This window comes from Lacinutrix salivirga (genome assembly GCF_053604675.1).
Window position 1 is genome coordinate 16,882 of sequence record NZ_JBSHNP010000126.1, and the last position, 25,844, is coordinate 42,725.

23 protein-coding genes are annotated in these 25,844 nt (G+C 30.3%); 4 read left to right on the forward strand and 19 right to left on the reverse strand.

Annotated elements, in window-relative coordinates; genetic code table 11:
* Positions 1 to 108 precede the first annotated feature (108 nt).
* Together ACVC5O_RS11135 and ACVC5O_RS11140 are read right to left on the reverse strand one after the other, a co-directional pair.
* Complete coding sequence (locus ACVC5O_RS11135; RefSeq protein WP_452221555.1) at positions 109 to 819, reverse strand: ABC transporter ATP-binding protein; 711 nt, start codon at positions 817 to 819, stop codon at positions 109 to 111.
* Positions 820 to 824: 5 nt separating this feature from the next.
* Positions 825 to 2,297 carry a DUF5687 family protein gene (locus tag ACVC5O_RS11140; RefSeq protein WP_452221556.1) on the reverse strand — a complete coding sequence of 491 codons (1,473 nt, stop codon included), beginning with the start codon at positions 2,295 to 2,297 and terminating at the stop codon, positions 825 to 827.
* Between the two features lie 101 nt (positions 2,298 to 2,398).
* Between ACVC5O_RS11140 and ACVC5O_RS11145 the strand changes: the two genes are divergently transcribed.
* Positions 2,399 to 3,457 carry a 2Fe-2S iron-sulfur cluster-binding protein gene (locus tag ACVC5O_RS11145; protein ID WP_452221557.1) on the forward strand — a complete coding sequence of 353 codons (1,059 nt, stop codon included), beginning with the start codon at positions 2,399 to 2,401 and terminating at the stop codon, positions 3,455 to 3,457.
* Between the two features lie 235 nt (positions 3,458 to 3,692).
* On the opposite strand, the gene ACVC5O_RS11150 is transcribed toward ACVC5O_RS11145, so the two are convergent.
* The 3 genes from ACVC5O_RS11150 to ACVC5O_RS11160 all read right to left on the reverse strand — a co-directional run bounded on the left by ACVC5O_RS11150 (position 3,693) and on the right by ACVC5O_RS11160 (position 7,819).
* Positions 3,693 to 4,706, reverse strand: coding sequence for a glycosyltransferase family 9 protein (locus ACVC5O_RS11150; RefSeq protein ID WP_452221558.1), 1,014 nt, complete (start codon positions 4,704 to 4,706; stop codon positions 3,693 to 3,695).
* 58 nt (positions 4,707 to 4,764) lie between these two features.
* The gene (locus ACVC5O_RS11155; protein WP_452221559.1) at positions 4,765 to 5,373 is read right to left on the reverse strand and encodes a DUF4254 domain-containing protein; all 609 of its coding nucleotides are present in this window, start codon (positions 5,371 to 5,373) and stop codon (positions 4,765 to 4,767) included.
* Between the two features lie 85 nt (positions 5,374 to 5,458).
* Complete coding sequence (locus ACVC5O_RS11160) at positions 5,459 to 7,819, reverse strand: SdrD B-like domain-containing protein (protein WP_452221560.1); 2,361 nt, start codon at positions 7,817 to 7,819, stop codon at positions 5,459 to 5,461.
* A 209-nt stretch (positions 7,820 to 8,028) separates the two neighbouring features.
* Between ACVC5O_RS11160 and upp the strand changes: the two genes are divergently transcribed.
* Positions 8,029 to 8,688 (forward strand): uracil phosphoribosyltransferase, encoded by a 660-nt coding sequence (gene upp, locus ACVC5O_RS11165; RefSeq protein ID WP_452221561.1) that lies wholly within the window; start codon positions 8,029 to 8,031, stop codon positions 8,686 to 8,688.
* Here the strand turns inward: upp and ACVC5O_RS11170 are convergent.
* The gene (locus ACVC5O_RS11170; RefSeq protein ID WP_452221562.1) at positions 8,677 to 9,600 is read right to left on the reverse strand and encodes a DUF6427 family protein; all 924 of its coding nucleotides are present in this window, start codon (positions 9,598 to 9,600) and stop codon (positions 8,677 to 8,679) included. The genes upp and ACVC5O_RS11170 overlap by 12 nt on opposite strands.
* A 38-nt stretch (positions 9,601 to 9,638) precedes the next feature.
* On the opposite strand from ACVC5O_RS11170, the gene ACVC5O_RS11175 reads away from it, so the two are divergent.
* Positions 9,639 to 9,866, forward strand: coding sequence for a DUF6341 family protein (locus tag ACVC5O_RS11175; RefSeq protein WP_452221563.1), 228 nt, complete (start codon positions 9,639 to 9,641; stop codon positions 9,864 to 9,866).
* On the opposite strand, the gene purD is transcribed toward ACVC5O_RS11175, so the two are convergent.
* Positions 9,861 to 11,132: a phosphoribosylamine--glycine ligase gene (purD, locus tag ACVC5O_RS11180; protein WP_452221564.1), complete on the reverse strand. Its 1,272-nt coding sequence runs from the start codon at positions 11,130 to 11,132 to the stop codon at positions 9,861 to 9,863. The genes ACVC5O_RS11175 and purD overlap by 6 nt on opposite strands.
* Positions 11,133 to 11,196: 64 nt before the next feature.
* Between purD and ACVC5O_RS11185 the strand changes: the two genes are divergently transcribed.
* Positions 11,197 to 12,507, forward strand: a complete 1,311-nt coding sequence (locus ACVC5O_RS11185; protein ID WP_452221565.1) for a phenylacetate--CoA ligase family protein — start codon at positions 11,197 to 11,199, stop codon at positions 12,505 to 12,507.
* Here ACVC5O_RS11185 and ACVC5O_RS11190 read toward each other — a convergent pair.
* The 12 genes from ACVC5O_RS11190 to ACVC5O_RS11245 are packed head-to-tail and all read right to left on the reverse strand — an operon-like array spanning position 12,488 to position 25,844.
* On the reverse strand, positions 12,488 to 13,288 hold the full coding sequence (locus tag ACVC5O_RS11190; protein ID WP_452221566.1) for a glycosyltransferase family 2 protein: 801 nt from the start codon (positions 13,286 to 13,288) through the stop codon (positions 12,488 to 12,490). The genes ACVC5O_RS11185 and ACVC5O_RS11190 overlap by 20 nt on opposite strands.
* Positions 13,278 to 14,687, reverse strand: a complete 1,410-nt coding sequence (locus tag ACVC5O_RS11195; RefSeq protein ID WP_452221567.1) for an exopolysaccharide biosynthesis polyprenyl glycosylphosphotransferase — start codon at positions 14,685 to 14,687, stop codon at positions 13,278 to 13,280. The genes ACVC5O_RS11190 and ACVC5O_RS11195 overlap by 11 nt, the downstream gene beginning before the upstream one ends.
* 6 nt (positions 14,688 to 14,693) lie before the next feature.
* Positions 14,694 to 15,689 carry a UDP-glucuronic acid decarboxylase family protein gene (locus ACVC5O_RS11200; RefSeq protein WP_452221568.1) on the reverse strand — a complete coding sequence of 332 codons (996 nt, stop codon included), beginning with the start codon at positions 15,687 to 15,689 and terminating at the stop codon, positions 14,694 to 14,696.
* 3 nt (positions 15,690 to 15,692) lie between these two features.
* Entirely contained in the window at positions 15,693 to 16,991 is a 1,299-nt protein-coding gene (locus tag ACVC5O_RS11205; protein WP_452221569.1) for a UDP-glucose dehydrogenase family protein, read from the reverse strand.
* 16 nt (positions 16,992 to 17,007) lie between these two features.
* On the reverse strand, positions 17,008 to 18,966 hold the full coding sequence (locus tag ACVC5O_RS11210) for a polysaccharide biosynthesis protein (RefSeq protein WP_452221570.1): 1,959 nt from the start codon (positions 18,964 to 18,966) through the stop codon (positions 17,008 to 17,010).
* Positions 18,967 to 19,002: 36 nt separating this feature from the next.
* The gene (locus ACVC5O_RS11215; protein WP_452221571.1) at positions 19,003 to 20,337 is read right to left on the reverse strand and encodes a hypothetical protein; all 1,335 of its coding nucleotides are present in this window, start codon (positions 20,335 to 20,337) and stop codon (positions 19,003 to 19,005) included.
* A complete protein-coding gene (locus tag ACVC5O_RS11220; protein WP_452221572.1) occupies positions 20,330 to 21,469 on the reverse strand; it encodes a DegT/DnrJ/EryC1/StrS family aminotransferase in 1,140 nt (379 codons plus the stop codon). The genes ACVC5O_RS11215 and ACVC5O_RS11220 overlap by 8 nt, the downstream gene beginning before the upstream one ends.
* Before the next feature lie 3 nt (positions 21,470 to 21,472).
* Entirely contained in the window at positions 21,473 to 22,156 is a 684-nt protein-coding gene (locus ACVC5O_RS11225; protein WP_452221573.1) for a PIG-L deacetylase family protein, read from the reverse strand.
* Positions 22,157 to 22,161: 5 nt separating this feature from the next.
* Positions 22,162 to 23,124, reverse strand: coding sequence for a formyltransferase family protein (locus tag ACVC5O_RS11230; protein ID WP_452221574.1), 963 nt, complete (start codon positions 23,122 to 23,124; stop codon positions 22,162 to 22,164).
* Positions 23,125 to 23,158: 34 nt separating this feature from the next.
* Positions 23,159 to 23,761 (reverse strand): sugar transferase, encoded by a 603-nt coding sequence (locus ACVC5O_RS11235; protein WP_452221575.1) that lies wholly within the window; start codon positions 23,759 to 23,761, stop codon positions 23,159 to 23,161.
* A gap of 1 nt (position 23,762) precedes the next feature.
* Positions 23,763 to 24,620 (reverse strand): sulfotransferase family protein, encoded by an 858-nt coding sequence (locus ACVC5O_RS11240; RefSeq protein ID WP_452221576.1) that lies wholly within the window; start codon positions 24,618 to 24,620, stop codon positions 23,763 to 23,765.
* A gap of 3 nt (positions 24,621 to 24,623) precedes the next feature.
* Positions 24,624 to 25,844, reverse strand: a complete 1,221-nt coding sequence (locus tag ACVC5O_RS11245) for a glycosyltransferase family 4 protein (RefSeq protein ID WP_452221577.1) — start codon at positions 25,842 to 25,844, stop codon at positions 24,624 to 24,626.

A 25,844-nucleotide genomic window follows, 5' to 3' on the forward strand; every position in this document is an offset into this window, starting at 1 on the left:
CTATTACATAACTACAAAGGCTTGTATTTATTATGTAAGCACGTAAAAATAAACATCTTTTTGAGTTTATACCAATTTAACCTTAAAATGTTGCAAAATGACTTGTGTTTATAAGGCTTGCGTGGTTCCAGAAAAATGAGATTCTAATTCTTTAAGTGTTGCTTCGCTGGTTACTAAGTCTTTTACAACTTCGCCTTTTTCTAAAACAACTATACGCTCGCAAACATCTGTAACATGCATTAAATCGTGACTAGATATTAATACTGTTACGCCTTGTTTTTCGGCTAAATCTTTTACAATTTGTTTTAATCTAATTTGAGTGGTTGGGTCTAAATTAGCAAAGGGTTCGTCTAAAATAATAACTTCAGGATTACCAATTAGTGCTGCAACAATTCCTGCTTTTTTCTGGTTTCCTTTACTTAAATCTCTTAAATATTTTTTTTGCTGAAGGATTTCTCCGTGAAAAAAATCTTCGAATTTAGATAGCAAATTATCGACATCAGATTTGTTTTGACCTCTTAATTCTCCTATAAAATAGAAATATTCTTCGGCAGTTAAATAGCCAATCAAAAAGGTTTCGTCTATAAATGCAGAGGTAAATGGTTTCCAATCTTCGCTTTCGCTAACCAAAATATTATTATTTTTTATATGTCCTGTTGTTGGCTGAATAAGGTCTAGCAAACAACTAAAGTAAGTAGTTTTACCAGCTCCATTATTGCCCACTAAGCCAAAACTTTGACCTTTTGGAATGTCTAAATTATCTATGCTTAAAACGGTAGTTCCGTTGTATGTTTTTGTTAAGTTTGAAGTTGTTATCATCTCAATTAGTTGTTTTGTTTGTAAGCTGCTAATGTTTTGTATTTTTCGGTTTTGTAAATTTTCTCCACAATAGCAAATACTTTATTTTTAAATAAGAAGCCTAAAATACCTGCTAGTGCAACTAGTAAAAAGCCTAGAATTTCGCCATGTAAAAAATGACCAACGGCGTAAATTGCCATTGGTAGCAATAATTTAGGAATGGTAAGCATTAACGTTTTTACATTAAATGCTTTTTTGTCTCCAAATGCCTTTTTATTAGACGTTAAATCTATTGGTGTTTTTATATAGGCTCCTCCCCAAAGTACGACATGCGAGTTTACACCAATATTATAAATTGCACCAACTACAACAGCTGCATACGCTTGCCAACCAAAATAGAGGTAAAAGGAAGCAATACCAGTAGATACAACTGTGGCAATTACCATTAAATACCACTTAGATTCTAAATACTCTTTATAGCGAATATTCTGGCTCATCATTAATGGATAATAAGCACTGTCCCAACTTGGCACAAATTGTCCAAAACTAAAAAGAAATCCTCCAGACACCATTATACCAGCAAAAACGCGCCAAAATGGTCCGTCGTAAGTTTCTACAGCACCTGTAAAAAAGAGCAGACCATAAAAAATAAACATCACACTCATTAATACTGTGGTTTTAGAGCGTTTGTTTCTTTTAATGAGTTTAATGTCGTTTTTTAAAAATGTAGATATGCTACCAAAACGATCTAAATACGACATATTATCCGTTTCTGCTATATCTACTTTTTTTGCTAACCCAGCATCTAAATAAAAGTTTTTTCTAAAATAACTAAACGCCATTTTATAAAGTACCACAGCTAATAGTATAGGAATAATTGCCAAGTATGGCATCTCGTAAAATGCAGTAAAGATTGGTGCTGTAAACGTTGTAATGTCAAACACATTAAAGTACATTAAGGATCCCAAAGCAATTAATAGTCCTACTATACTATAAAACACAACATCTTTACTATTTACAAATATGTTAATGAAGTTATTACAATATATAAGTGCTGCAATACTTAAATGCCATCCAATAACGTTAATTGCTGGATGCCCTTCTATTAATAAAACAATTGAAAATGGAATAAAGAAAAAAGCATGAATGCTATTAAAAAAAGAAACTATAGTTTTATTAATTCCAAAACTTACAATCTGATTTTTTTTAAGTGGTAAATAGAGTAGTGGTTTAATATTTACAATTGGCATTTTTTGTAAAAAATAGCGCATTGCTAAATCTGCAAAAACATAAAAAATTAGAATTTTATTGATCACTTTTAGAGGATCTTGATTTAATTGATCTTCTATTAAAAAATAAGAAGCAGCTCCCATTACAGAAAAGGAAACAATCATATAAAGTGCGAAAAAAATCATTAAGATTTTAAGTCCAAGATTCATTTTAAATGATGCTGAACGAAAAAAAGATTTCCACTCTAAACTAATAAAATGTTTAAGCATTGTTTATGGTTTGGTTTAAAGGTTAGTAGTAGTAATATAGTTTTTGTTACAATAAAAACATAAATAGTGTTGAGTTTGTTATTTTTACAAAAAAAAACAATATGTCTCAATTTCATACCTTAACAATTAAAACTATTGATAAAGTAACCGATAAAGCAGTTGCTATTACTTTTGAAGTGCCAGAGCATTTAAAAACAACTTATAAGTTTAAATCTGGACAGTATATTACTTTAAAAACTACTATAAATAATACAGAGGTAAGGCGAGATTACTCCTTATGCTCGTCTCCTAAAAGCGGAGAATTAACTGTTGCTGTTAAAGAAATTAAAGATGGTACATTTTCATCTTACGCTAATAATACTTTAAAAATTGGTGATACTTTAGAAGTCGCTACGCCTAACGGTCGTTTTGTTTTTGAACCCAACGATAATAAAACAAAAAACATTGCTCTTTTTGCAGCTGGTAGTGGAATAACACCAATATTGAGTATTATTAAATGTGCTTTGGAAGAAGAAGTACAGAGTAAACTAATTTTAGTGTATGGTAACAAAACGATTGAAGATGCTATGTTTTTTAACCAACTTTTAGAGCTTCACCACAACTATAAAGAGCGTTTTGATATACAATTTGTATTTAGCCAAAAAGATGAAGAGGATGCAATTTTTGGTCGTATTGAAAAAAGTACAGTTAACTATGTAATGAAAAATAAATATAAGCATATTGAGGCTAATGCGTATTATTTATGTGGTCCTGAAGAAATGATACATACAGTAAAAGATGTATTAACAGAGCATGGTATTGACAATGATAAAATTTATTTTGAATTATTTAAAGCTGCAAAACCAAGTGAAATAGAATCTAATACTGGCATTAGTAATGGGCAAACAGAGATTACTGTTACTGTAGATGATGAAACAACTACTTTTAATATGTCTCAAAAACAAACCATACTCGAGGCTGCTTTAGATGAAGATTTAGACGCTCCTTACTCATGTCAAGGCGGAATATGTAGTAGTTGTATTGCTAGAATTGTTGAAGGTGAAGCAACTATGAGACAAAATAATATTTTAACAGATAATGAAGTTGCCGAAGGATTAATTTTAACTTGCCAGGCACAACCAACATCCTCAAAAGTTAAAGTGGATTATGATGATGTGTAGTTAAAAATAAACAGAATGCTTATTGATAAACGCATTTAATCTATAAAAATATATTTTTTATCCTTATAATGTGTATTTCGTCGAATTTGTTGGTAATCCTTTTCCTAAATAATTTCTTAATCTAAAAAAATAAAATACATTCGTATCGACGTTAAGCGCTAAAATTAGGTTTAGGGATAACTTATTTATTACGTGTTTAATAACAGGCCTTACTTTTAATTAAGTAAGGCTTTTTTTATATCACATTTAAAAGTGTATTTACTACTTTTTCTGGAGTAATTGTAGAAGCTACATCTTCGTAATTTTTTGGATATTTGTTGCCATAAACAGAAGTTGGTAATAGTGGAAAATCTTTTTTACTAGGTAATAAAGCATTTTCTATAGGTTGCTGGTAAGGGTAAAACCCAGCATAAGGATGTGTAACACCCCAAATTGTAACTACTTTAACACCTTGCATTGCAGCTAAGTGAGCATTACCAGAATCCATTGCAAGCATCACATCTAAATTACTAATTATATCTATTTGATCGCCAAGGCCTATTTTACCTGCAATATTTACTGTGTTTGGGTAGTTTAAAGCAATTGTATCTAATATTTCAATTTCTTTATCTCCTCCTCCAAAAAGCAGTATTTGGTGGTTTTTAGACAGTGTTTCAATAACTTTTTCCATTAAGTTAACAGGATACATTTTTCCTTTAAAGGCTGCGAAAGGCGCGATTCCAATCCATGGTAACGTAGTTTTTCCTGTTAATAACTGTGCAGATTGAGATAATGTTTTTGGCATTATTTCTAAAGGGTTATCTAAGTTAATAGAGTAGCCAAGAGCTTCAAAAACATCTGCATAGCGTTGATGAGTTGTTTTTAATTGTTTGAAAATTTTATTTGTTGTTAGTGCTTTCTTTTCTGCTCTGCCTTTATCAATTTGCTTAAATTTTGTACCTAAAAAAAAGAGTTTTAAAATTTTAGTTCTTAGCACATTGTGTACATCTGCTACAGCATCAATTTTAAGTTGTTTGAGTTCTTTTGCCAGTTTGTATAACCCAAAAAAACCTTTATGACCATTACTAAAATCTGGCGTGTAAACAGTAACGTTTAAATCTCTAAATAGAGGTTTTAAAAAAGCTTTTGTTAAAATAGTGAGTTTTACTTCTGGATATTGTTTTTGAAAAGCAGCTAATACAGGAACCAACATAGCAACATCACCTAAAGCAGAGAGGCGGATTATTAATATGTGTTTAGGTTTTTGCAACTCAATAGTTTTGAGAATTCTCAAAAATGTAATACTAGATTAATAGTGTGTTAAGATTTTACTTTTGCGAGCGCAATACAGGGTTTAGCTCATCGTCATTATACATTTTCATTTGTTTATACACTTTCATGTACTTATCGCCTTTTTCTATATCGTTAAGTAAAGTATCTATTGCTGTAGATAAGTCTGTACGTTGTTCTAAAAGCACATTAAGTTTTGCTTGGCAGTTTGCTCTATGTGTTTCCGAAGCGTTTTCTCTAGTTGCTTCTTCATTCATGTGATATACTTTTAAAGCTAATATAGAAAGTCTATCGATTCCCCAAGCTGGACTCTCGGTATTTATTGTAGCATTTTCTTTAGGTGATACAGATTTATATTTTTCTAAAAAATAGCTGTCTATATACTCTACCATATCTGTACGGTCTTGGTTAGACGCGTCAATTTTTCGTTTTAACTTTAAGGCTGCAACAGGATCTATTTGAGGATCGCGAATTATATCTTCGTAATGCCATTGTACTGTGTCTATCCAACATTTTCTATATAATAAATGCTCTAATAGTTCTTTATCCTTATCATATACATTTGTAAAGGGTTGATCTACAGTGTTTATAATGTGGTATTTATCGATTACTTGCTGAAAAATGGTATTGGCTATTTCTGAAAACATACTAATTTATTTTAGAATACAAATATACATTAATGTAACAAAAAAGCCGCTTAAAGCGGCTTTTTGTAGATAATAATTATTTTAATTAGTTTTTATAAATTGTTTTAACAACGGTTTCTGAATTCACACTTAACCTTACATAATGAAGTCCTGTGTGTAATCTCGTTATATCAAGCCTTATAAGTCCTAGAGCATTAGCTTCTAGTGTGTTAGAAATTAGTACTTGTCCGTTTCTACCTAATACCTCAGCTTTTATTGTTTGACCAGCAAGTGCACTGTTCTCTAAATAAATAAAGTCTTTTGATGGGTTAGGGAACACTTTCATGCTCTGGGACAAATCACTATTTGTTTCTTCAAGTACTTGTGTACTATTTAGCGTTTTGTCTTCATTGGTTTTAATATCCTCGTTAGTCATCACTCTAGAGTTTCCTTGAATTTTATCGATACCAAAATCTACATCATTTTGTACTCCTAATAACTCGGTAGCATATATCCCATCAGGTTCTGTTGTACCAGAGTCTGGATCGTAAGTAACTTCGTAAGTTAAAAAAGGTAGAACATCGTCTGGCTTTACGGCTTCTACAATAAAAAACCCAGGATCTAAATCATTAAATTCATAATTAGGATTATTACTCGTTGTAGTAAATGAAGATAGTAAAGTATCTGAATTTTCTAAAACACCATTTTCATTAGTGTCTTGATACAGGTTAACAGTAACGTTTGCTAAATAAGTTTCGCCATCGTTAACATCTTTAACTCCATCTTTATTGTTATCATCCCAAACAACACCACTTATACCAAATGAATTAGGAGCTTCTTTTACTCCAAAATCTACTCCTGTTACATCTGTAGTAGAGGTTATTGCAATTACTTCTTCTGTAGTTAAAGTAAATGTGCTTAATACTCCTCCTTCTGGTAAAGTTATTTTTACTAAAACATTTTCTTCTGAGATGGCGCTAAACTCATAATTTCCTTCGGTATTACTAGCCGTATTACCTAACTCAGCATCTTCTGAGTCTAAACTTCCATTTGCATTAGTATCTGCAAAAAGAGTTAAGTTCACATCATTTATGTTTCCTTCTCCAGAATCCTTTATTCCGTTTTCATTCTCATCATTAAAAATGTTTCCTTGAATTTTGTAAAGGGTGTCCATATTAAGGTTTAAATAATCTGCAGCATCTGTAATTTTACCAACATCTGCAGATTGTAATCCAGAAATTTCATTTAAAGAACCCAATTGTATGTTATTATAGGTTTGTAATTGTGCTGGTGGAGTATAGCTTTGTAAATAGCTCTTTCTAGAACAATTACAATTATTGTCATCGTCATCATCGTCATCATCGTCATCGTCGTCATCATCGTCATCATCGTCATCATCGTTGTTATTATAATGGTTGTTAGAACACTGAATAACGTTTTTTGCTAATTGAAAATCATTGTTTTTGTCTTTGGCAATTTGCGCATAAACATCTTCGTTATTTGCCCAACAAAACGTGTTAGTATTAAAATCAAAGTGCTGTATTTGGTACGATGTAACTGCGTAAATTTCGCCATTTTCGCTAACAGCAATATCTCCTAATTCACCTCTATAAAGAAAACTAGAATATCCATAAATATCGTATTTAGGCGCTGCAGTTGAAACCGCAGAGGTGTTCCCTGTATTATCGCTTAAGTTATCAAAACAAACCTCTAAAAGGTATATTCTATTGTTATAACGATAGTAGTTACGTTGAGACATATTATCACTCAACTTTATTTTACCTGATTTGATCTTTTTTTCTGGAGAATAATCACTTAATGTTTCTCCTTTAATATTAGCACCATCAAGCTTTACAAATTCTGCCTTAGAGTCTCCTTTGCTTCCTGAGCCTCTTAAAGAATTATCTAAACCAGTATTTTTAATCGAACCTTTTTTTAAATTATTTGGTAATTGATCTTTTAATTCGTCCTTAACATTTACTTCACCACTAGAAGTTCTATAATTATAACAACGTGTTGGATATTCCATTGCGAAATATAATTTACCATTGTAAAATGTAGCTCCTCCAGACCCTAAGCCTCTAGATGAGTATGCATGGCCAGTTGCAGTAAAATATCCTCTAATGTCACCAAAAGATTTGTGAGTGTCTGTATATACATTGTAACCAAAAACAGTCCAATTATATCTAGAAGCTTCATTACTTACATAAAAAATCCATCCAGTAGTAGCATCTACAGCTAGTGAGTTAATTTCGGCAACATAAGGTGACGTTGTTAATAATGTGGCATTGTAAGTGGTTAAATCTACAGTGTAGATGTTGCATCGTGCTGAGACTATTAGTGAATTATCACTAGTAGTCATAATTTCGTTGTAATTGTCTGGCAGACAATTAGTGTCGCTTGCATTAACAAAATTTAATCCCATAAATAGTGTTAATAAAGCTAAAAGTGTAGTTTTTAATCTCATGTCAATCAGTTTAAATTATTAGTGTTTTAGCATTTAAAACCAGTAACGTAAAGAGGTTGATTCTGAGAGTAGAAATGTACTTAAGGGTATTGCAATTTATTTTATTAATTTTTAAAATCCTCTATTTTTAAATAAATTGGACAAACTACACTATAAATTAGATAAAAAACATAAATTGTAGCATTAAAAACTCTTTTACATAATTTAAAATGAAAATTTACAACATAGGCTTAGAGCAATCTGTACTAAACACTTTTATGTCTGAAATAAGAGACACTACAATACAAAAAGATAGTCTGCGATTTAGACGTAATATAGAACGTATTGGAGAAATTTTAGGTTATGAAATGAGTAAGAGTTTTGCTTACAAAAATACAGTTGTAAAAACACCATTAGGTGAAAAAACAATGAATCTTCCAGATGAGGAAGTAGTACTTTGCTCAATTTTAAGAGCTGGAGTGCCATTACATAATGGCTTATTAAATTATTTTGACACTGCTGAGAATGCTTTTATTTCGGCTTATAGACAGCATAAAAAAGATCCTGAGAGTTTTGAGATTGTTGTGGAATATTTAGCCTGCCCTAGTTTAGAAGGTAAAACCTTAGTGCTTGCAGATCCAATGTTAGCAACAGGACAGTCTTTAGTGGCAACTTTTGAGGCTCTAAAACCTTTTGGCACTCCAAAACATATTCATTTAGTAGCTGTAATTGGTGCCCAAGATGGTGTAGATTATGTAAACCAACATTTACCAGAGCATACAAATTTATGGATTGCAGGTATTGACCAAACTTTAAATGATAAAGGGTATATTATACCAGGTCTTGGAGATGCTGGTGACTTAGCTTTTGGAAATAAATTACAGCACTAAAAGTACAATTGGCACAATTATAAATATTGAAATAAAAACTTCTTTAAACCATTTTTCTTCAATCATTTCTATATAATTTGTAATTATAATTGCTATAGGAGCAAAAAGAAATAAAAACTCACTACCATTTTTTATAGGTGAAATTATTGCAAGACATAACGCTACTATTGATGTTATAAAAAGTAAAATAAGTGCTGGTCTTAATTTTTTCATTTTCTTTTTAATACTCCTTAAATAGTAAAATGAAGACCATAATGCTAAAGATAATATAAGCGTTAAACCAACAATAAATTGTGTGCTATTATAAGAACTAAAATCGAAACTAGGTAAATAGTCTTGTATTGAAATAGTATAAAATGAATTGGTACTAATAATTGAAATACTTTGTATTATTAATACACTTGCAAAGCAACCTACTATAGGAATCATTACATTTTTTATATCTACAATTCTGTAAAAAAACAATGCAAAAAATACAATTATAATAAATAGAAACGACCACACATAAAAATAAGAAGCAATAGTAATTAAAACCGCAGCATCTAAAAGCTTCTTTTTTATATCTATTTTAGAATGTAAACTAAGTAATCGTCTAAGCGCTAATAGTATAAATAGGTTTGCTAAAATTGTATCTGAGTGCAAAACGGTTTGAGGTAATACTAATAAAAACAGGCTAAACAATAAAATTTCATAATTATTTTTTTGAGTTAACCCATTTTTAGACACAATAAAATTTAAAAGTAAAATACTAAAATAGACGACACAAAAAAGTAGCATTATCTTTACAACATAAGCCGAAGTAAAAACCTCTGAATTATACCTAAAAATAGCTAAAACGAAAGCCGACAATGTTATAAAAAACACAATTATAAAATTAATTGGCTTGGATTTACTAAAAATACTTGTAATCATTATTGGTTTTTGTATTTTTGTTGTTTAAATATACAATTATGAAAGATTTCTTTTACGCTATACAAGATTTATTTGTTGATGTTCTTTTTGCTCCTTTTGATGCACTACGTGCTTTAGAGCTTGAGAATTGGTTTGCTGCAAATTTTATGTCTTGGGTTTTTATAATTATTGGTATGGTTGCCTTTGTGTACTGGATGCTTCAATTAAAAAAGTTTAATGATAATAATGAGGAAGATAAAAGTATTTCTTCTCATTCTTACTTATAAATCGAAACCAATATCTTTTCGATAATTCATCTTATCAAAGTGTAGTTTTTCTATATTTTGATAAGATTTTTTTATGGCCTCTTGGAATGTTTTTCCATAGCTTGTTATAGCCATAACACGTCCTCCAGAGGTTACTATTTTATTTTCTTTTAATTGTGCGCCTGCATGAAACACTAGAGAGTCTTTAATGTTTTCTAAACCTGTAATTTCTTTTCCTTTCTCGTAAGCTTCAGGATAACCACCAGAAACTAACATTACTGTCGTTGCTGCTCGCTCATCCACTTCTATTTCTATAGTGTTTAGAGTTTGGTTCGCAACAGCTTCAAAAACAGTAACTAAATCGTTTTTTAAACGTGGCAGTACCACTTCTGTTTCAGGATCTCCCATTCTCACATTATATTCTATAACAAATGGGTCTTCTCCTACTTTTATTAAACCAATAAACACAAAGCCTTTGTAAGGTAAGTTGTCTTTTATTAATCCATTAATTGTTGGTTTAACTATGCGCTCTTCTACTTTATTTAAAAATACTGAGTCTGCAAAAGGTACTGGAGATATTGCTCCCATACCTCCTGTATTTAAACCTACATCTCCTTCTCCAATACGCTTATAGTCTTTTGCTGTTGGTAATATTTTATAATGTTTACCATCTGTTAGCACAAAACAGCTTAGCTCTATACCATCTAAAAACTCTTCAATAACCACTTTTGCGCTTGCAGTACCAAATTTAGAATCTAAAAGCATCGCTTTTAATTCTGCTTTAGCTTCTTCTTTATTATTTAAAATAACTACGCCTTTACCTGCAGCTAATCCATCGGCTTTTAAAACATAAGGCGGTTTTAAGGTTTCTAAAAACGTATATCCTTCTTCTATGTTAGAAGCATTAAAACTTTTATAAGCTGCAGTTGGAATATTGTGTTTATACAAAAACTCTTTTGCAAATTCTTTGCTCCCTTCCAATGTTGCTGCAGCTTTTTGAGGTCCTATTACTGCTACATTTTTAAGATCTTTATCTGCTAAAAAATAATCGTGAATACCTTGTACCAAAGGGTCTTCTGGTCCAACTATTACCATGTTTATACTATGCTCAAGTACTGTTTTTTTAATGGCTTCAAAATCGGTTACCGAAAGGTGTAAATTTGTAGCAATTTTATCGGTTCCTGAGTTTCCTGGAGCAACGTAAAGTGCTTTACATTTAGGACTTTGTGCTATTTTCCAAGCAAATGTATGTTCTCTTCCGCCAGAACCTAATATTAAAATGTTCATAGTTGTAGTTGTTTGCGCAAAAATAATTATTTACTTTACAAATTCATATTTATAACTTTTTCTTTTGAATCTATTTGAACTTTCTCTAAAATTAAAAGGATTTCCTATTAAGGAAGCGAAAGTGGCATTGAAAAATATTCAAAATAAAACTGAAGCTAACTATTTAGACTATTTAGAAGCTTCTCGGCACTCTATTTTACAGTTTCATCTTAAACATAATTCATTTTATAAACTTAAAACAGATGGTATTGCAATTACTAATTGGAATTCTGTGCCAATTCTAACAAAAAAGGATTTACAACAGCCTTTGCAAAACAGGCTCTCTAAAGGGTTTACTCAAAATAATTGTTATGTAAACAAAACGTCTGGTTCGTCTGGCGATCCCTTTATTTTTGCAAAAGACAAATTTTGCCATGCGCTTAGTTGGGCTGGCTTTATAGAGCGTTATAGTTGGTATGCTATTAATTTTAAAACATCTAAGCAAGCGCGTTTTTATGGTATTCCGTTGGATAAAAAAGGCTACTATAAAGAGCGTTTAAAAGATTTACTTAGCAATAGGTTTCGGTTTTCGGTTTTTGATTTAAGTACTGCCCAATTAGAAAAAAATCTTGAAAAATTTAAGACCACAAATTTTAATTATATAAACGGTTACACTAGCGCTATTGTACAATTTGCTAAGTATTTAGAACAAAAACAAGTGGTTTTAAACTTAATTTGTCCTACTTTAAAAGCTTGTATTGTTACTTCCGAAATGCTCTTTGCTGATGATAAATTACTGCTAGAAAAGCAATTTGGCGTACCAATAATTAATGAGTATGGCTCTGCAGAATTGGGTTTAATCGCATTTCAAAACCCTAATAACCTTTGGCAAGTGAATAGTGATGATTTATATGTAGAAGTTGTAGATAATAATAACGCTATATTGCCTTATGGCGAAACAGGACGACTTGTTATAACTTCTCTTTATAATAAAGCGCATCCATTTATTAGGTACGATATTGGAGATATTGGAGCGCTAGACGAGCAAAGCACGCCTCAAAAACCAATACTAAAAAATTTAATTGGCAGAACAAGTGATATGGCGACTTTGCCAAGTGGAAAAAAAGCGGCAGGCTTAACCTTTTATTACGTTACAAAAAGTATTATTGAAGACGGTAGTACTGTTAAAGAGTTTGTTATAGAACAACTTAATTTGGAAACATTTAAGGTGATTTATGTTGCAACTAAGGCGCTTTCTGAAGAAAAAAAAGTACTTATTTGTAATAAAATAGACACTTATTTAGAGCCTAACCTCACAGTATTGTTTGAAAAGAAAGACATTATTAAACGGTCTAAAAGTGGTAAACTAAAACAATTTACGTCGTTTGTGAAGTAGTTGTTTGTTTGGATTTTACAAAGAAGTGTTCTTTTAAAAAAACAAGCATTCTATATACAGAGTTAACTGTAGAAAAGCCTAGTCCCTTTTTGTAAACCCAATAATTGTACTTTAATAAATGAAATTTATTTGAAGATATAGAATTGTCTCTTACACGATACAAGGCTAGAGATTGGCTTATACCTTGTGCTGGTTTGTTTGAAGCTTTTAAAGCCTTAAGCCATAATAACCAATCTTGGCGTTTTCGTAAATTTGGCGACTTTATTTTACCTAATTTTTTAGCATTATAAATACCTGTAAGGTTCCCTATATAGTTGCTTTTTAATAATTTTTTATAGGTTAAAATTGGTAAAGCTTGTACTGTTTTATGAAGTGAGTTTCCATTTTCGTCCATTAACTCATAGCTAGTAAAACAAACATCTACTTGTTTTTTAAGCATAAAATCTAGCTGTACTTCTAGTTTTTTAGGTAGCCATAAATCGTCTGCATCTAAAAAGGCTATAAAATCGCCTTTTGCAGCATCGATACCTTTATTTCTGGATATTGCTGCGCCTTGGTTGGTTTCATTTTTTATAAGTTGAATTGTAGGGTAGTTATTTTGGAATTTTTCTATAATTATTAGTGTTTCATCTGTAGAAGCATCATCTATTAAAATTAATTCCCAGTTGGTATAGGTTTGATTAATAACGCTATTTATGGTTTGGGTAATAAATTTTTCAGAATTATACGTTGGTGTAATTATAGACACTAATGCTGTAATATGTTTAGAATTAGTAAGCATTTTGATCGCCTTTAAACATTGTAATAAAAGTTTGAAAAATAATTTTTATATCTAAAAATAACGACCAATTTTCAATATAAAATATATCGTATTTAATACGGTTTACAATGTCTTCGTCAGATTTTATTTCGCCTCTATATCCCTTAACTTGAGCCAATCCAGTAATACCTGGCTTAACTTTATGTCTAAATATAAAGCTGTATTTATCTATTTTTTTAGAGTATTCATCTGTATAAGATAGCATGTGAGGTCTTGGTCCAACTACAGACATATCGCCTTTTAAAACGTTTATAAATTGTGGCAACTCATCTATACTTGTTCTGCGTAAAAACTTACCAATTTTAGTAACTCTTTTGTCGTCTTGTTTAACATAAGTGCCTTTAACAACTGTAGTTGTTTTTAATGATCTAAATTTATAACACATAAACTCTTTATAATCAATTCCGTTACGTTTGTGTTTGTAAAATAGAGGTCCTTTAGATTCTAATTTTATTAAAATAAATAATATTACAGAAACCCAAGACAACACAAATACAATTATAAATAGTGAAAAGAGTACATCAAAAATTCGCTTAATAAACTTATTTAACTCGTTATTTAACGACACTTCTTGTATAGTTAAAACAGGTTGATAGTTGTAAAAGTCTGTTTTAAATCGTTTAGTGTAAAGCGCTTTAGAATCTGAAATAAATTTTATGTTACAATGGTTAATATTAGCGTATTTAACGTATTCGTTTACTTGCGCCTCACTTAATTCGTCTATGGCACAGTAAATTTCGTCTATCCCTTTATTTTCTTCTAAAAAAATAAAACTATCTCTAATATTACCATCTAAATTAGCATCGTTTAAATCGCTAAAAATCCCTTTAAGTCTATATCCTAATTCTTTATTATTGGTAAATAGGGATTTTAATTCATCTGCACCACTGTTTTTGCCTATAATTACTACTTTACGAACGTTTCCTCTAAAGTAAGATCTGTATTTTTTTAGAGCATAAAAGCTAATAATTTTAAGCAATGCTATAAGAAGAAATGATAACAGTAAATATTTAAAAGTTTCAAATGCTTGGATATTTATACTTCTAAACACACCAATAAACGCATAAAATATTAATGTATATACTAAAAACTGTTTTATTAGAAGTGATAAAATATTTAATATAGAGGTGTAACGATACACTCTATAAAATTTTAAAAAATAGGAAGATAATAACCAAAATATAACCGAATAAACAATATAGAGTACGTGTTTATTGTTTAGAAAGTCATTGTGGAAAAAGTATAGTTTTTCTGAATTAAAGTCGAAATAATATAGTGATAATAAATTTATAACGGAAATATCAAAAAGCATAAGAAATGGCCTTAAAAGCCATGAGAACCTACCTCTTTTATATTCCATTTTTAATTATTTATTATTGTAGCTTGAAAAATCCTTATGTTCACTTTTATACAATTCGTCTTCTGTAAGACCTCTAAAATAGTCGAAAGTAATTTTCATACCTTGTGACCTTGATACTTTAGGCTCCCAATTTAATATTTTTTTTGCTAAAGTAATATCTGGTTGGCGTTGCATTGGGTCGTCAACTGGTAAATCTTTATAAATTACTTTTTGGTTTGTACCTGTAAGTTTAATAATTTCTTCGGCAAAATCTTTTATTGAGATTTCGTGTGGATTACCAATATTAACTGGTAATGCATAATCGCTTAATAAAAGTCTGTAAATACCTTCTACTTGGTCATCTACAAAGCAGAAAGAACGTGTTTGGCTTCCATTTCCAAAAATTGTTAAGTCTTCGCCACGGAGTGCTTGTCCCATAAATGCAGGAATTACTCGACCATCGTTTAGTCGCATACGTGGTCCATAGGTATTAAATATTCGTACTATTCTTGTTTCTAAGCCATGAAATCTATGGTAAGCCATTGTGATGGATTCTTGAAAACGTTTTGCCTCATCATAAACACCTCTTGGTCCAATTGAGTTTACGTTGCCATAATAGTCTTCTGTTTGTGGATGGACTAATGGATCTCCATACACTTCGGAAGTAGATGCAATAAGGATTCTTGCATTTTTTGCTTTTGCTAATCCTAATAAATTGTGAGTTCCTAACGAGCCTACCTTTAAAGTTTGAATAGGAATTTTTAAATAATCTATTGGACTTGCAGGTGATGCAAAATGTAATATATAATCTAATGTTCCTTCAATTTTAATAAACTCTGTAACATCATGCTCAATAAAGGAAAAGTTGGTGTTCTCTAATAAATGCTGAATGTTTTTTTGGTCTCCAGTAATAAAATTATCCATCCCAATTACTGAGTAATTTTCCTTTACAAATCGGTCACATAAATGCGATCCTAAAAATCCTGCAGCACCTGTAATAAGTATTCTTTTTTGTGTTGCCATATATTATCGTCCTATAGAGTAATAGTCGAATTGCTCTGAAGTAATATCATTTACATCGTAAAGGTTTCGGCCATCAAAAATAACGTGGCTTTTCATTAACCTTTTCATTTTATTTAGGTTTGGTGTTCTAAAAATACTCCATTCTGTGCAAATGACTAACCCTTCTGCATCTTGCAAGGCATCGTACATTGAGTTAGCATATTGTATTTTGTCTCCTAATTTACGTTTTACATTTGGCATAGCTTCTGGATCAAAAACTGTTAGTTCTGCTCCTTGTGACAATAACTCATCAATAACATAAAGTGATGGCGCTTCTCTTATATCGTCTGTTTCTGGTTTAAAGGCAAGTCCCCAAATTGCAAGTTTTTTCCCTTTTAAATTGTTTTTAAAATGGTTTTTTATTTTAGGAACTAAAATGGTTTTTTGTTTAGAATTAACATGAATTACTGCATCTAATATCTTAAAATCGTAATTGTGGTCTTGTCCTGATTTGTGTAACGCTTTTACATCTTTAGGAAAACAAGATCCTCCATAACCTATTCCTGGAAACAAAAATCGTTTTCCAACTCTGGAGTCTGTTCCCATTCCTATTCTTACTTTATCTACGTCTGCTCCAACTTTTTCACAAAAGTTAGCAATCTCATTCATAAACGTAATTTTGGTTGCTAAAAACGCGTTTGCTGCATATTTAGTAAGTTCTGCAGAACGTTCGTCCATTATAATTATTGGATTGCCTGATCTTACATAAGGTTTATAAAGTTTTTTAATTAACTCTGTTGCTTTTTCGCTGCTAGAGCCAATGACTATACGTTCTGGTTTTAAAAAATCATCTACGGCAAAACCTTCTCTTAAAAACTCTGGATTAGAGACAACATCAAAATCTACTTTTGCGTGTTTAGAAATTGTTTCTTTAACTTTATCAGATGTACCAACTGGTACTGTACTTTTATCTACAATTACTTTATAACTAGTAATTAATTTTCCTATATCGTTAGCAACACCTAAAATGTATTTTAAGTCTGCAGATCCATCCTCATCTTCTGGAGTTGGTAATGCCAGAAAAACAATATCTCCATGTTCTAAACCTTCTTCTAAAGATGTCGAAAATTTAAGCCTATTGGCTTTTATGTTTCTTTCAAATAACACATCGAGGTGTGGTTCGTAAATGGGAACTACACCTTTTTGCATTTGTTTAACTTTATCTTTATCTATGTCTATACACAGTACATCATTACCTGTTTCTGCTAAACAAGTTCCTGTTACCAATCCAACATAGCCTGTTCCTATGACACTAATTTTCATATATTTATTGTGTTGTTTAAGATGGAGAATCCAATCTTTCGTATTCTGAGTTAAGGCTAATATATTCTGGTACAATAACCTTCATTTGACTAACTATTTTATGATTATCTACTTGATTTGCGTAGTCTATTAAAATAGAAATTTCTTCGCTAAGTTTATTAAAATTGTTGCCTTCTACCTGAGCAATCATAATTTTTTTGTTGTAAGTAGGTAAGGTTTTAGATTTATCGTTAAGTAGCTCTTCGTATAATTTTTCTCCTGGCCTTAAACCAATTATTTTAATATCGATGTCTTTGTAAGGTATATAACCAGCTAATTTTATAATTTTTTTTGCTAAATCTATGATTTTAACTGCTTTACCCATATCAAAAATAAATATTTCGCCTCCTTTTCCCATAGATGCAGCTTCCAGAACTAATTGACAAGCTTCTGGAATAGTCATGAAATATCTAATAATATCTGGATGGGTAATTGTTAGTGGTCCACCAGCTTCTATTTGTTTTTTAAACAATGGGACTACAGAACCATTTGAGCCTAGTACATTTCCAAATCTAGTGGTAATAAAATTGGTTTTTAGATTTGCCGATTGTTTAGAGAAAAAGTGAAGTGATTGCACATACATTTCGGCAATACGTTTAGATGCTCCCATAACGTTACTTGGGTTTACAGCTTTATCTGTAGAAACCATAACAAACTTATCGACATCATATTTTAGAGATAAATCTGCAAGATTTTTAGAACCTAATACGTTGACTAAAATAGCTTCGGATGGGTTATTTTCCATTAAAGGAACATGTTTGTATGCTGCTGCATGGTAAACCACTTCTGGTTTATAGTGATTAAAAACTTTATCTAATTTATCATAATTAGATACATCTGCAATCACAAACTCAAAGTCTAAACCTGGATAAAGCCCTAAAATTTCTGAGCGTATTTGGTAAAGAGGCGTTTCTGCTTGATCTAAAATTATAATTTTTTTAGCTTTATAGTTACCTATTTGGCGTGCAATTTCACTACCAATAGAGCCAGCTCCTCCTGTTACAAGTACTGTTTTATTAAATAAATCTTTTGCAATTAATTTATTATCTAATACTATTGGGTCTCTTTCTAATAAATCTTCAATTTGAATATTTTGAATTTGATTAGTTAGCCTTTTATCATCTTCTAAATCAGATACTAAAGGTGCTCTAAATACTTTAAAATTAAATTCTAAACAGTCTTCTACAATCTTGATTCTTTTTTCTCTAGAAATGTTGGCGTCTGATATGATTAAAGCCTCTGCATTATTTGCTCTTAGTAGTACAGATATTTTTTTCTTTAAATGAATTATTGGTAACCCTAATATTTGCTTGCTGTTATTTTTATTGTCGTTTGTAACAAAGCCTAAAATTTTAAATCTAGATGGTATTTCTGCTTTTAATGCACTTGCAATTGCTATTGCATTTGCGTTAGAACCATAAATTAATACTTTAATGGATTCAGTACTATTGTCATTATTAAAGTAAGATACGAATACTTGTTTTACAAATAGTCTAAACAGATATAATAAACTAAATGATATTAGGAAATAAATAAAGAGAAAAGGCATCATAAACAACCGTTCATCAAACACATAAATAAATGTGTAATTAACAATTGTTAAGGTAATAAAGGTCAATACTGAAGTTAAAAATATTTTTATAGCATCTATATAGGTTGAATGCCTTATTAAACCTGCATAAGTTCTAAATAGTATAAAAAATACTGTATTTGTTGCAATAATGATTAAGCCCTCTGAAAGGAAAGATAGTGGGTCTTCAAAATTAATATTCCCAATAGAATTTACTACAAATAAAGAGGAGAGTAGTGCTAAGCAAACTATCCCAATATCCATACACAAAATCGCCCAACGTGGCAAATAGCTTAGATTCCTAAAGTCTATCTTTTTTTTAGTGGATTTTAATACTTGGTTTAATCCTTGTTTTAATCTATTCATTTGAAAGAAAATATACCGCAAATATGGTGATTTTTTTTAAAACGCTTTAATTTTTGACGTTTTTCTAAGTATAAAAAACAGAAGTAGAGTGAAAAATAAGTAGCCGCATAAGTTTGCGAATGAGGCTCTTAAACTCCCTCTTAATATTAAAAACTCAAAAGGGATTAAAAATAAATAAATAATTGTAAAATAACTTTCTTTTTGTGTATTAAACCAAAATCGCATATCGCAATACGAATTAATCTTAGCTAATAAAATTGTAAATAACGCTATACCAATGTATCCAAAATTTATGTAGCCTTCAGCAAAAAAACCAATAGCTACATTTGAAAACCCATCATACTCTAATGCATTTGCTAAAACGTAACTGCTACCAATTGGCTTAGACTCCCAATACACTGAAGGAATGTAAAAAAATATTGTGCCTAAAAACTGTTGACCATTAGTTATTATATCATTAACTATTATGTTTAATGAGTTTTGATACGAGTCAAAATCAAGTTCTGTGAACATATTAAAGTTAAATGGATTTACAAATAAATCATCATTATATCTAAAATGATGTAAATAAGGAAATACAACTAAAAAGCTAATTATAAAGAATGCTGTGAAATAATTTTTTCTTAAAAAAGGTTTAATATAAATTAAGCATAGCGGTAAAAAAGTAGCCGCAACTCTATATCTAGAAATACCTGTTGGGAAGTTGCTAATAACAATTAATATGAGTAATACAACCTCTAAAGTTGTATTTTTTTTGCCATTTAATTTAAAATATAAGAGCATTATTAAAGGTACACCTCGTATTACATTAAAAATTGCTACCATAGGTGTAGAGTAATTGTCAATTTCTAACCAAAGCACTTTGCGTGAAAAAACTGCTTCTAGATTAAATTCAAAATAACCAAAAACTACAAGTATGGACAGTATAGATATTGTAAATATATGACTGTTTTTAAAAGTACTTGTACATGTTTTAAAAGCCGTCATTAAAGCTCCATTATTTTTATAAGACGATTTGTTGCTAAAATAATAGTAAAGCAATGTATAAAGTATTAGCGTAGCTAAAAAAATTAGATTACCAAATATAAAATTAGTGGTTGTTAAGTGGCTTTTTTCTCCCATAAAAAACACATCTTTTTTATATTGTAATGCAGGTGAAATCCCTATAAAAAAAAGAAAGAATAGATTAGTGATTTTGTGTAATGAAAAAGGTAATGATTTACTAGAGAATATTTGATATGTTGTAAATACAATAATAGTGTAATTAAGAAGTAAGACATAAAAATTATATCGAACTCCATTATCTAAAAACACAATAAAACCTAGTGCTAATAGTATTAACGCTACTATTATTTTAATTTTTTTAGACATTAAAAGTTGTTCTTACTACCTTTTCAATTCTCTCTAAATCTTCTTCTTTTAAATTTGATCCACTTGGAAGACAAAGCCCGTTTTTAAAAAAAGATTCGCAATTGTTTTCTCCAAAATACACAGTGTTTTTATTAATCGGTTGCATATGCATGGGTTTCCATAGTGGTCTTGATTCTATGTTTTTTTTAGATAATTCATTAAAAAGATGCTCTTTTGTTACGTTGCTTTTTGCCTCATCAACAAGTATGCAGCTAAGCCAATGGTTTGAGTAATAATCATCAGATGGCTCAGAAAACACAGTTATTCCATCAATGTTTTTAAAAATTTCTTTATAAAAATTATTGTTTTTCCTTCTTAGTGCTATGTGTTTGTCTAAAACTTCCATTTGCCCTCTACCAATACCTGCCGAAATATTACTCATTCTATAATTATACCCAATTTCGGAATGTTGATAATGATTTGCTTTATCTCTAGCTTGAGTAGAGTAGAAAATTGTTTTTTCTTTTTCTTCTATGGTTTTTGTTACAAGGGCTCCTCCTCCAGATGTTGTAATAATTTTATTTCCATTAAAGGATAAAATAGAAAAATCACCAAAAACACCACAAGGTTTTCCTTTGTATTTAGACCCTAAAGCTTCTGCTGCATCTTCAATTAAAGGAATTTTGTATTTCGAAGTTATAGCTAATATTTCGTCCATTTTTGCAGGCATTCCATAGAGATGAACTAATATTATTGCTTTAGGTTTTTTTCCGTTTTTTATTCTGTCTTTGATTGCAGATTCTAAATACTCTGGACTCATATTCCATGTGTCTGTTTCGCTATCTACAAATACAGGTTTAGCTCCAACATAAGCTATTGGATTTGTTGTACCGCAAAATGTAAAGCTTTGACATATTACCTCGTCTCCAAAACCAACATTTAACTGAATTAAAGCTAAGTGAATTGCTGCAGTACCAGAGGATAAACATGCTATGTGAACATCGTTTTCTAAATACGACTCTAATGCGTTTTCAAAAGCTGTTACATTTGGTCCTAATGGAGCAATCCAATTAGTATCAAAAGCTTCTTTTACATATTTTTCTTCTGTTCCACCCATATGAGGTGAGGATAACCAGATTTTGGGATTTGCCATTGTTTAGGATTTAGAGAAAATTAATTTAAAAGCTTCAGCGTGCTCAACTCCTATCATGTTTCCAAAATATTTTGAAGAGTTATTAATCCCATCTATACTTCTTGGATGAGGATAATCTCTTAATTCTGTTTTATAGTGACTCATAGCATCTAACTTGTGAGATATGGTGTCTTTAATATCTATAAATACATTTGGTTTAAATGGATTATCCAATAAGATGTTTCCCCATTCTGTAGATGAGTTTACGTAGTACGAAAGCAAATGGTTAACTTTTTGATTTGGGTAAGGTCTGCAAGCTACTACTGTGCTTTCAAACAGTTCTCTATGGTCTTTATTTATGTCTGAACCATTTTGAATAAAAACAGTATCGTATTCCCCTTCACTAATAATTTTAGTAAGTGCTATGTTTTTATCTACATGTGCAACGGTATCTAATCTCATATCTGGAAAATCTAGCCTATTTAATAGTCTTGCTCCAACTGCTTCATTTGCTAGCTTAGCTTCTATAAATTTATCTTCTAAAATAGCTGAATTATCAAAGTATTGGGTACTACTTCCATCAGTAAAAATTAATACATCTACTTCTTTTCCCATTTTTGCTAGCTTAGACATGGTTCCACCAACACCTAAAATTTCGTCATCTGGATGAGCTGCAATTACTAATATTTTATTAAAAAGGTCTATCATTTTATTTATTTTAAAAACTTGTTTCTAAGAAAATAGATTTCATCTTGAATATTATATCCTAAACGGTCGCCAATTCTAAAAAATTTAGAATCTACAACTTCTTCATTTTCATTGGTTGGGTTATTTAACCATAAATTCCCATCTTGAAATTGAACTAAAATACCATTTTCCGATTTTTTATGTATTTGTCCTAATGTGCCGTAATTAACATTCTCAGAGTCGTTACTTACTTGCCAAAAAATTATTTTTTGATCTTTATAATAACAATATGCTCCTGGATAAGGTTTAGATACTGCTCTAATAAGTTTGTGATTAAAGTCTATTGTTTTAGAAAAATCTATTAAGCCATCTGCTGGTGTTCGTTTACCTCTTACTGTTAAACCTTTTTCTGACTGCGCCTTAAAATTGATTTTGGTATTTGAAATTAATTTTTGATAAATTAAATTAAAGCCCTTACCTAGTTCACTAGCTACAATACTGTATAACTCGTTTGCATAAACATTTTTAGGTATTTTAAATTCTCTTTGAAAGATTATGTTTCCTGTGTCTATTCCTGTATCTATTTTAAAAAAACTAATTGCTGAAGAATTAAGTCCATCTAATATTGTCCAAGGAATTGGAGCGCGTCCTCTTCCATATGGTAATTTTGAGGGATGAGTTCCAATTATATAATTGGAAAAACAGTTTATAAAATCTTGCTTAAATATTTGACTCCATCCCAAAGTGAACAAATAATCTGGTTGATTAGCTTTTATAGTCTCTATAGTTGCTTTTGAGTTAACGTTTGTTGTATCAATAACACTTATGTTTTGCTGATTACAAAATTCGTGCAAATCTACATAATCTGAAACACCTTCACTTTTCTTACTAGGCAAAGTAATAAGAGTGTCTATTTTACAATTATTGCTTACTAAATACTTCAAGGCTATATAAGATTCAAGGTTTGAGCCTATGCAATATATTTTCATTTCAAATTGTGTTAATGTATGATTAAACTACATTTTATTTCTTGATTTCCCACTCATCGTCAGAAACAGGATGTGTTTCTGCTTTATTAGTCAAAATAAGATTTATTGTTTTTATTATTATTTTAATATCTAATAAAAATGTCCATTTATTAATATATTCTATATCTAGATTTATTCTTTCTGGCCATTGCATAGATGTGTTGCCACTTACTTGTGACAAACCAGTTATTCCGGATTTAACCTTGAATCTCTGTCTTTGATGTGTCGTCATTCTCTCAAAATCTGATGCTACTGTTGGCCTAGGACCTACAATAGACATCGTGCCCAAAAGTACATTAATTACTTGTGGTAATTCGTCTAATTTAGTTTTTCTAAGAAAATTACCAAACTTTGTAACTCTTGGGTCATCCTTTACTGTAATGGTGGAGTTATAGCCTTTAATTTTCTTCATTGACTTAAGTTTGAATATTTTAAAGGGTTTTTCGTTTTTACCTATTCGTTCTTGCAAATAAAATCCATTTGATTTATGTACAATAGAGCTTATAATGAAACACAGTAAAATAACCCATCCAAAAAAGACCAGTATTAATAAAGAAAAAACGAAATCAAATACTCTTTTTAATAATTGAGACATCATTTTATATTTTATAATTAAGCTTTTGTAATGTGTCTTCTAATAGACTATTTAGCGTTTTAAGTTCGTCTTCATTAAACCTTTTTTTGTAATTGCCAACACTTTTTTTACTAACCCCTTTTACAAGTTCGTCTATATTTATTTTTTTATTAAATTTAAGAAACTCTAATAGCTTTACCATTTCTTCTTTGGGATTATTTACAAATGTTTCATATTTAATATCAAAAATATTCTCTACAGGTATTTGTTCTCTGTATCTAATTGTGTTTTCTGCACAATGCATCCATTGTTGAGCGCAAAGTTCCATTAATGATGCTTTTTCAATATCGTTATGAATACCTTTATATACAGGGCCCCAAAAAGATAAGCTTTCTTGTTTAAAGACTGTCTTTTTTATTCTATTGGCTCCAAATTTCCAAACATAATAAAATAAGTCTTGCAATGGAACATACCTTAGCTTTTTTAATGTGTATTTAAAATCAAAACTAGATTTCCATCTTTTCATTGCGCTTGGCACGACATCTCTTCCGTCTCTATTTATTATTATATATTTTGCATCCGGAAAAATTTCGTAAACATAGTCTAGGCGTAAAGAATTTGCACAAGTTTTCTCTACTATATATTTGGCATTATTTTTTTTATGGCGTTTTTTAAATCTATTTCTAATGTATTTTTTTATTTTATTTGATGCTTGATTTGGTGACAATTCGTCGGTTTCGTTGTCTCTATTGCCATATCTCCAAATTGGATTAATCTCATCACAATCCCAAGTATCAAAATCTGGTATAGATGTTATGATGTCTCTTAACATGTTAGTGCCAGATCTACCTGAGCCTATTATAATAACTGGTGTATAATTCATTTATTATTTTGTGATTTTTATGAAATTTTTCTCAAGCTTGTTGACGCTAGAAATTATGGATAAATTGTTTTTATAATATTCTTTGCCATTGTCTCCCATTTCTTTTATTTGGTCTGGACTTAAAGATATCATTTTTTTTATTTTTGTTTCTAAATCTTCACTGTTATCTGGCTCAAAAGTAAAACCTGCTTTTGCATTTTTTAATATCTCACTAGCATCTCCTTTTAATCCCATTAATATAGGCTTTCCAGATTTTAAATACGCTAATATTTTTGAAGGAATTGTAATTTCGAACAATGGATTATTATTTAAATGCACTAATAAAAAATCTGCTGCATTTAGGTATTTTGAAACCTCTGCAGATTCTACTCTTGGTATAAAACTAACATTTTTTAAATTGTTTGTTTGAGCGTATTCTTTTAAATTATTTTCATCTGCTCCTCCTCCTAAAAACACAAATTGTATTTTATTTAATTCTTGCTTTTGAATGCTTTTTGCTGTAATTAAAATAGTTTTTAGAGATTGGACAATCCCTAAATTTCCAGCATACAAAATATTTATTTTGTTTTTATCAAAATATGTGTTTAGTATGTTGTTGGGTAACATTTCGTCACTTATAACATCTCTACTCCAGTTAGATACTATTTCTATTTTTTTTTCTGGAACTCCTTTTTCTATTAGGCTTTTTTTAAATCCAGGAGTAGCTACTGTAATAAAATCTGCATTTCTGTAATTCCAATGGCACCACTTATTAATAAGCTTTAAAATAATAGGTTTACTCATCATTCCAGATGCTGCAACAGTTTCTGGCCAGAGATCATTAATATCATAAAGAAAAGGAATGCCTTTTAATTTTTTTAATACTATAGCTGGTATTGCTACTGGTATTGCTCCTTGATATACAAAGCATACGTCTGGTTTTTTTACTAACCACAATCCTATAAACGTCGCAGATATTGCATAAGAAATATAGTGTAAAAATCGTTTTAGACCAGATGCACTATGGTCTGGAAATATTGGCACTCTTATTAAACTTACACCTTCCATAGTTTCTCGTTTATAAAGTCTTTGCTTGTAACCTTTATATATTTTCCCAATTGGATAGGAAGGAAAGCCTGTTAATACCTCAACTTCGTGACCTCTGGCTACGAGCTCTTTTGCAAAATCTAAACTTTTAGCTGTAGGTTCTGGGTTAAATAATTGTTTGACAAGTAATATTTTCAT

Coding starts and splice junctions, on each gene's coding strand:
- ACVC5O_RS11135 (WP_452221555.1), bottom strand. CDS start 819: ATGATAACAACTTCAAACTTAACAAAAACATACAACGGAACTACCGTT.
- ACVC5O_RS11140 (WP_452221556.1), bottom strand. CDS start 2,297: ATGCTTAAACATTTTATTAGTTTAGAGTGGAAATCTTTTTTTCGTTCA.
- ACVC5O_RS11145 (WP_452221557.1), top strand. CDS start 2,399: ATGTCTCAATTTCATACCTTAACAATTAAAACTATTGATAAAGTAACC.
- ACVC5O_RS11155 (WP_452221559.1), bottom strand. CDS start 5,373: ATGTTTTCAGAAATAGCCAATACCATTTTTCAGCAAGTAATCGATAAA.
- ACVC5O_RS11160 (WP_452221560.1), bottom strand. CDS start 7,819: ATGAGATTAAAAACTACACTTTTAGCTTTATTAACACTATTTATGGGA.
- upp (WP_452221561.1), top strand. CDS start 8,029: ATGAAAATTTACAACATAGGCTTAGAGCAATCTGTACTAAACACTTTT.
- ACVC5O_RS11170 (WP_452221562.1), bottom strand. CDS start 9,600: ATGATTACAAGTATTTTTAGTAAATCCAAGCCAATTAATTTTATAATT.
- ACVC5O_RS11175 (WP_452221563.1), top strand. CDS start 9,639: ATGAAAGATTTCTTTTACGCTATACAAGATTTATTTGTTGATGTTCTT.
- purD (WP_452221564.1), bottom strand. CDS start 11,132: ATGAACATTTTAATATTAGGTTCTGGCGGAAGAGAACATACATTTGCT.
- ACVC5O_RS11190 (WP_452221566.1), bottom strand. CDS start 13,288: ATGCTTACTAATTCTAAACATATTACAGCATTAGTGTCTATAATTACA.
- ACVC5O_RS11195 (WP_452221567.1), bottom strand. CDS start 14,687: ATGGAATATAAAAGAGGTAGGTTCTCATGGCTTTTAAGGCCATTTCTT.
- ACVC5O_RS11200 (WP_452221568.1), bottom strand. CDS start 15,689: ATGGCAACACAAAAAAGAATACTTATTACAGGTGCTGCAGGATTTTTA.
- ACVC5O_RS11205 (WP_452221569.1), bottom strand. CDS start 16,991: ATGAAAATTAGTGTCATAGGAACAGGCTATGTTGGATTGGTAACAGGA.
- ACVC5O_RS11210 (WP_452221570.1), bottom strand. CDS start 18,966: ATGAATAGATTAAAACAAGGATTAAACCAAGTATTAAAATCCACTAAA.
- ACVC5O_RS11215 (WP_452221571.1), bottom strand. CDS start 20,337: ATGTCTAAAAAAATTAAAATAATAGTAGCGTTAATACTATTAGCACTA.
- ACVC5O_RS11220 (WP_452221572.1), bottom strand. CDS start 21,469: ATGGCAAATCCCAAAATCTGGTTATCCTCACCTCATATGGGTGGAACA.
- ACVC5O_RS11225 (WP_452221573.1), bottom strand. CDS start 22,156: ATGATAGACCTTTTTAATAAAATATTAGTAATTGCAGCTCATCCAGAT.
- ACVC5O_RS11230 (WP_452221574.1), bottom strand. CDS start 23,124: ATGAAAATATATTGCATAGGCTCAAACCTTGAATCTTATATAGCCTTG.
- ACVC5O_RS11235 (WP_452221575.1), bottom strand. CDS start 23,761: ATGATGTCTCAATTATTAAAAAGAGTATTTGATTTCGTTTTTTCTTTA.
- ACVC5O_RS11240 (WP_452221576.1), bottom strand. CDS start 24,620: ATGAATTATACACCAGTTATTATAATAGGCTCAGGTAGATCTGGCACT.
- ACVC5O_RS11245 (WP_452221577.1), bottom strand. CDS start 25,844: ATGAAAATATTACTTGTCAAACAATTATTTAACCCAGAACCTACAGCT.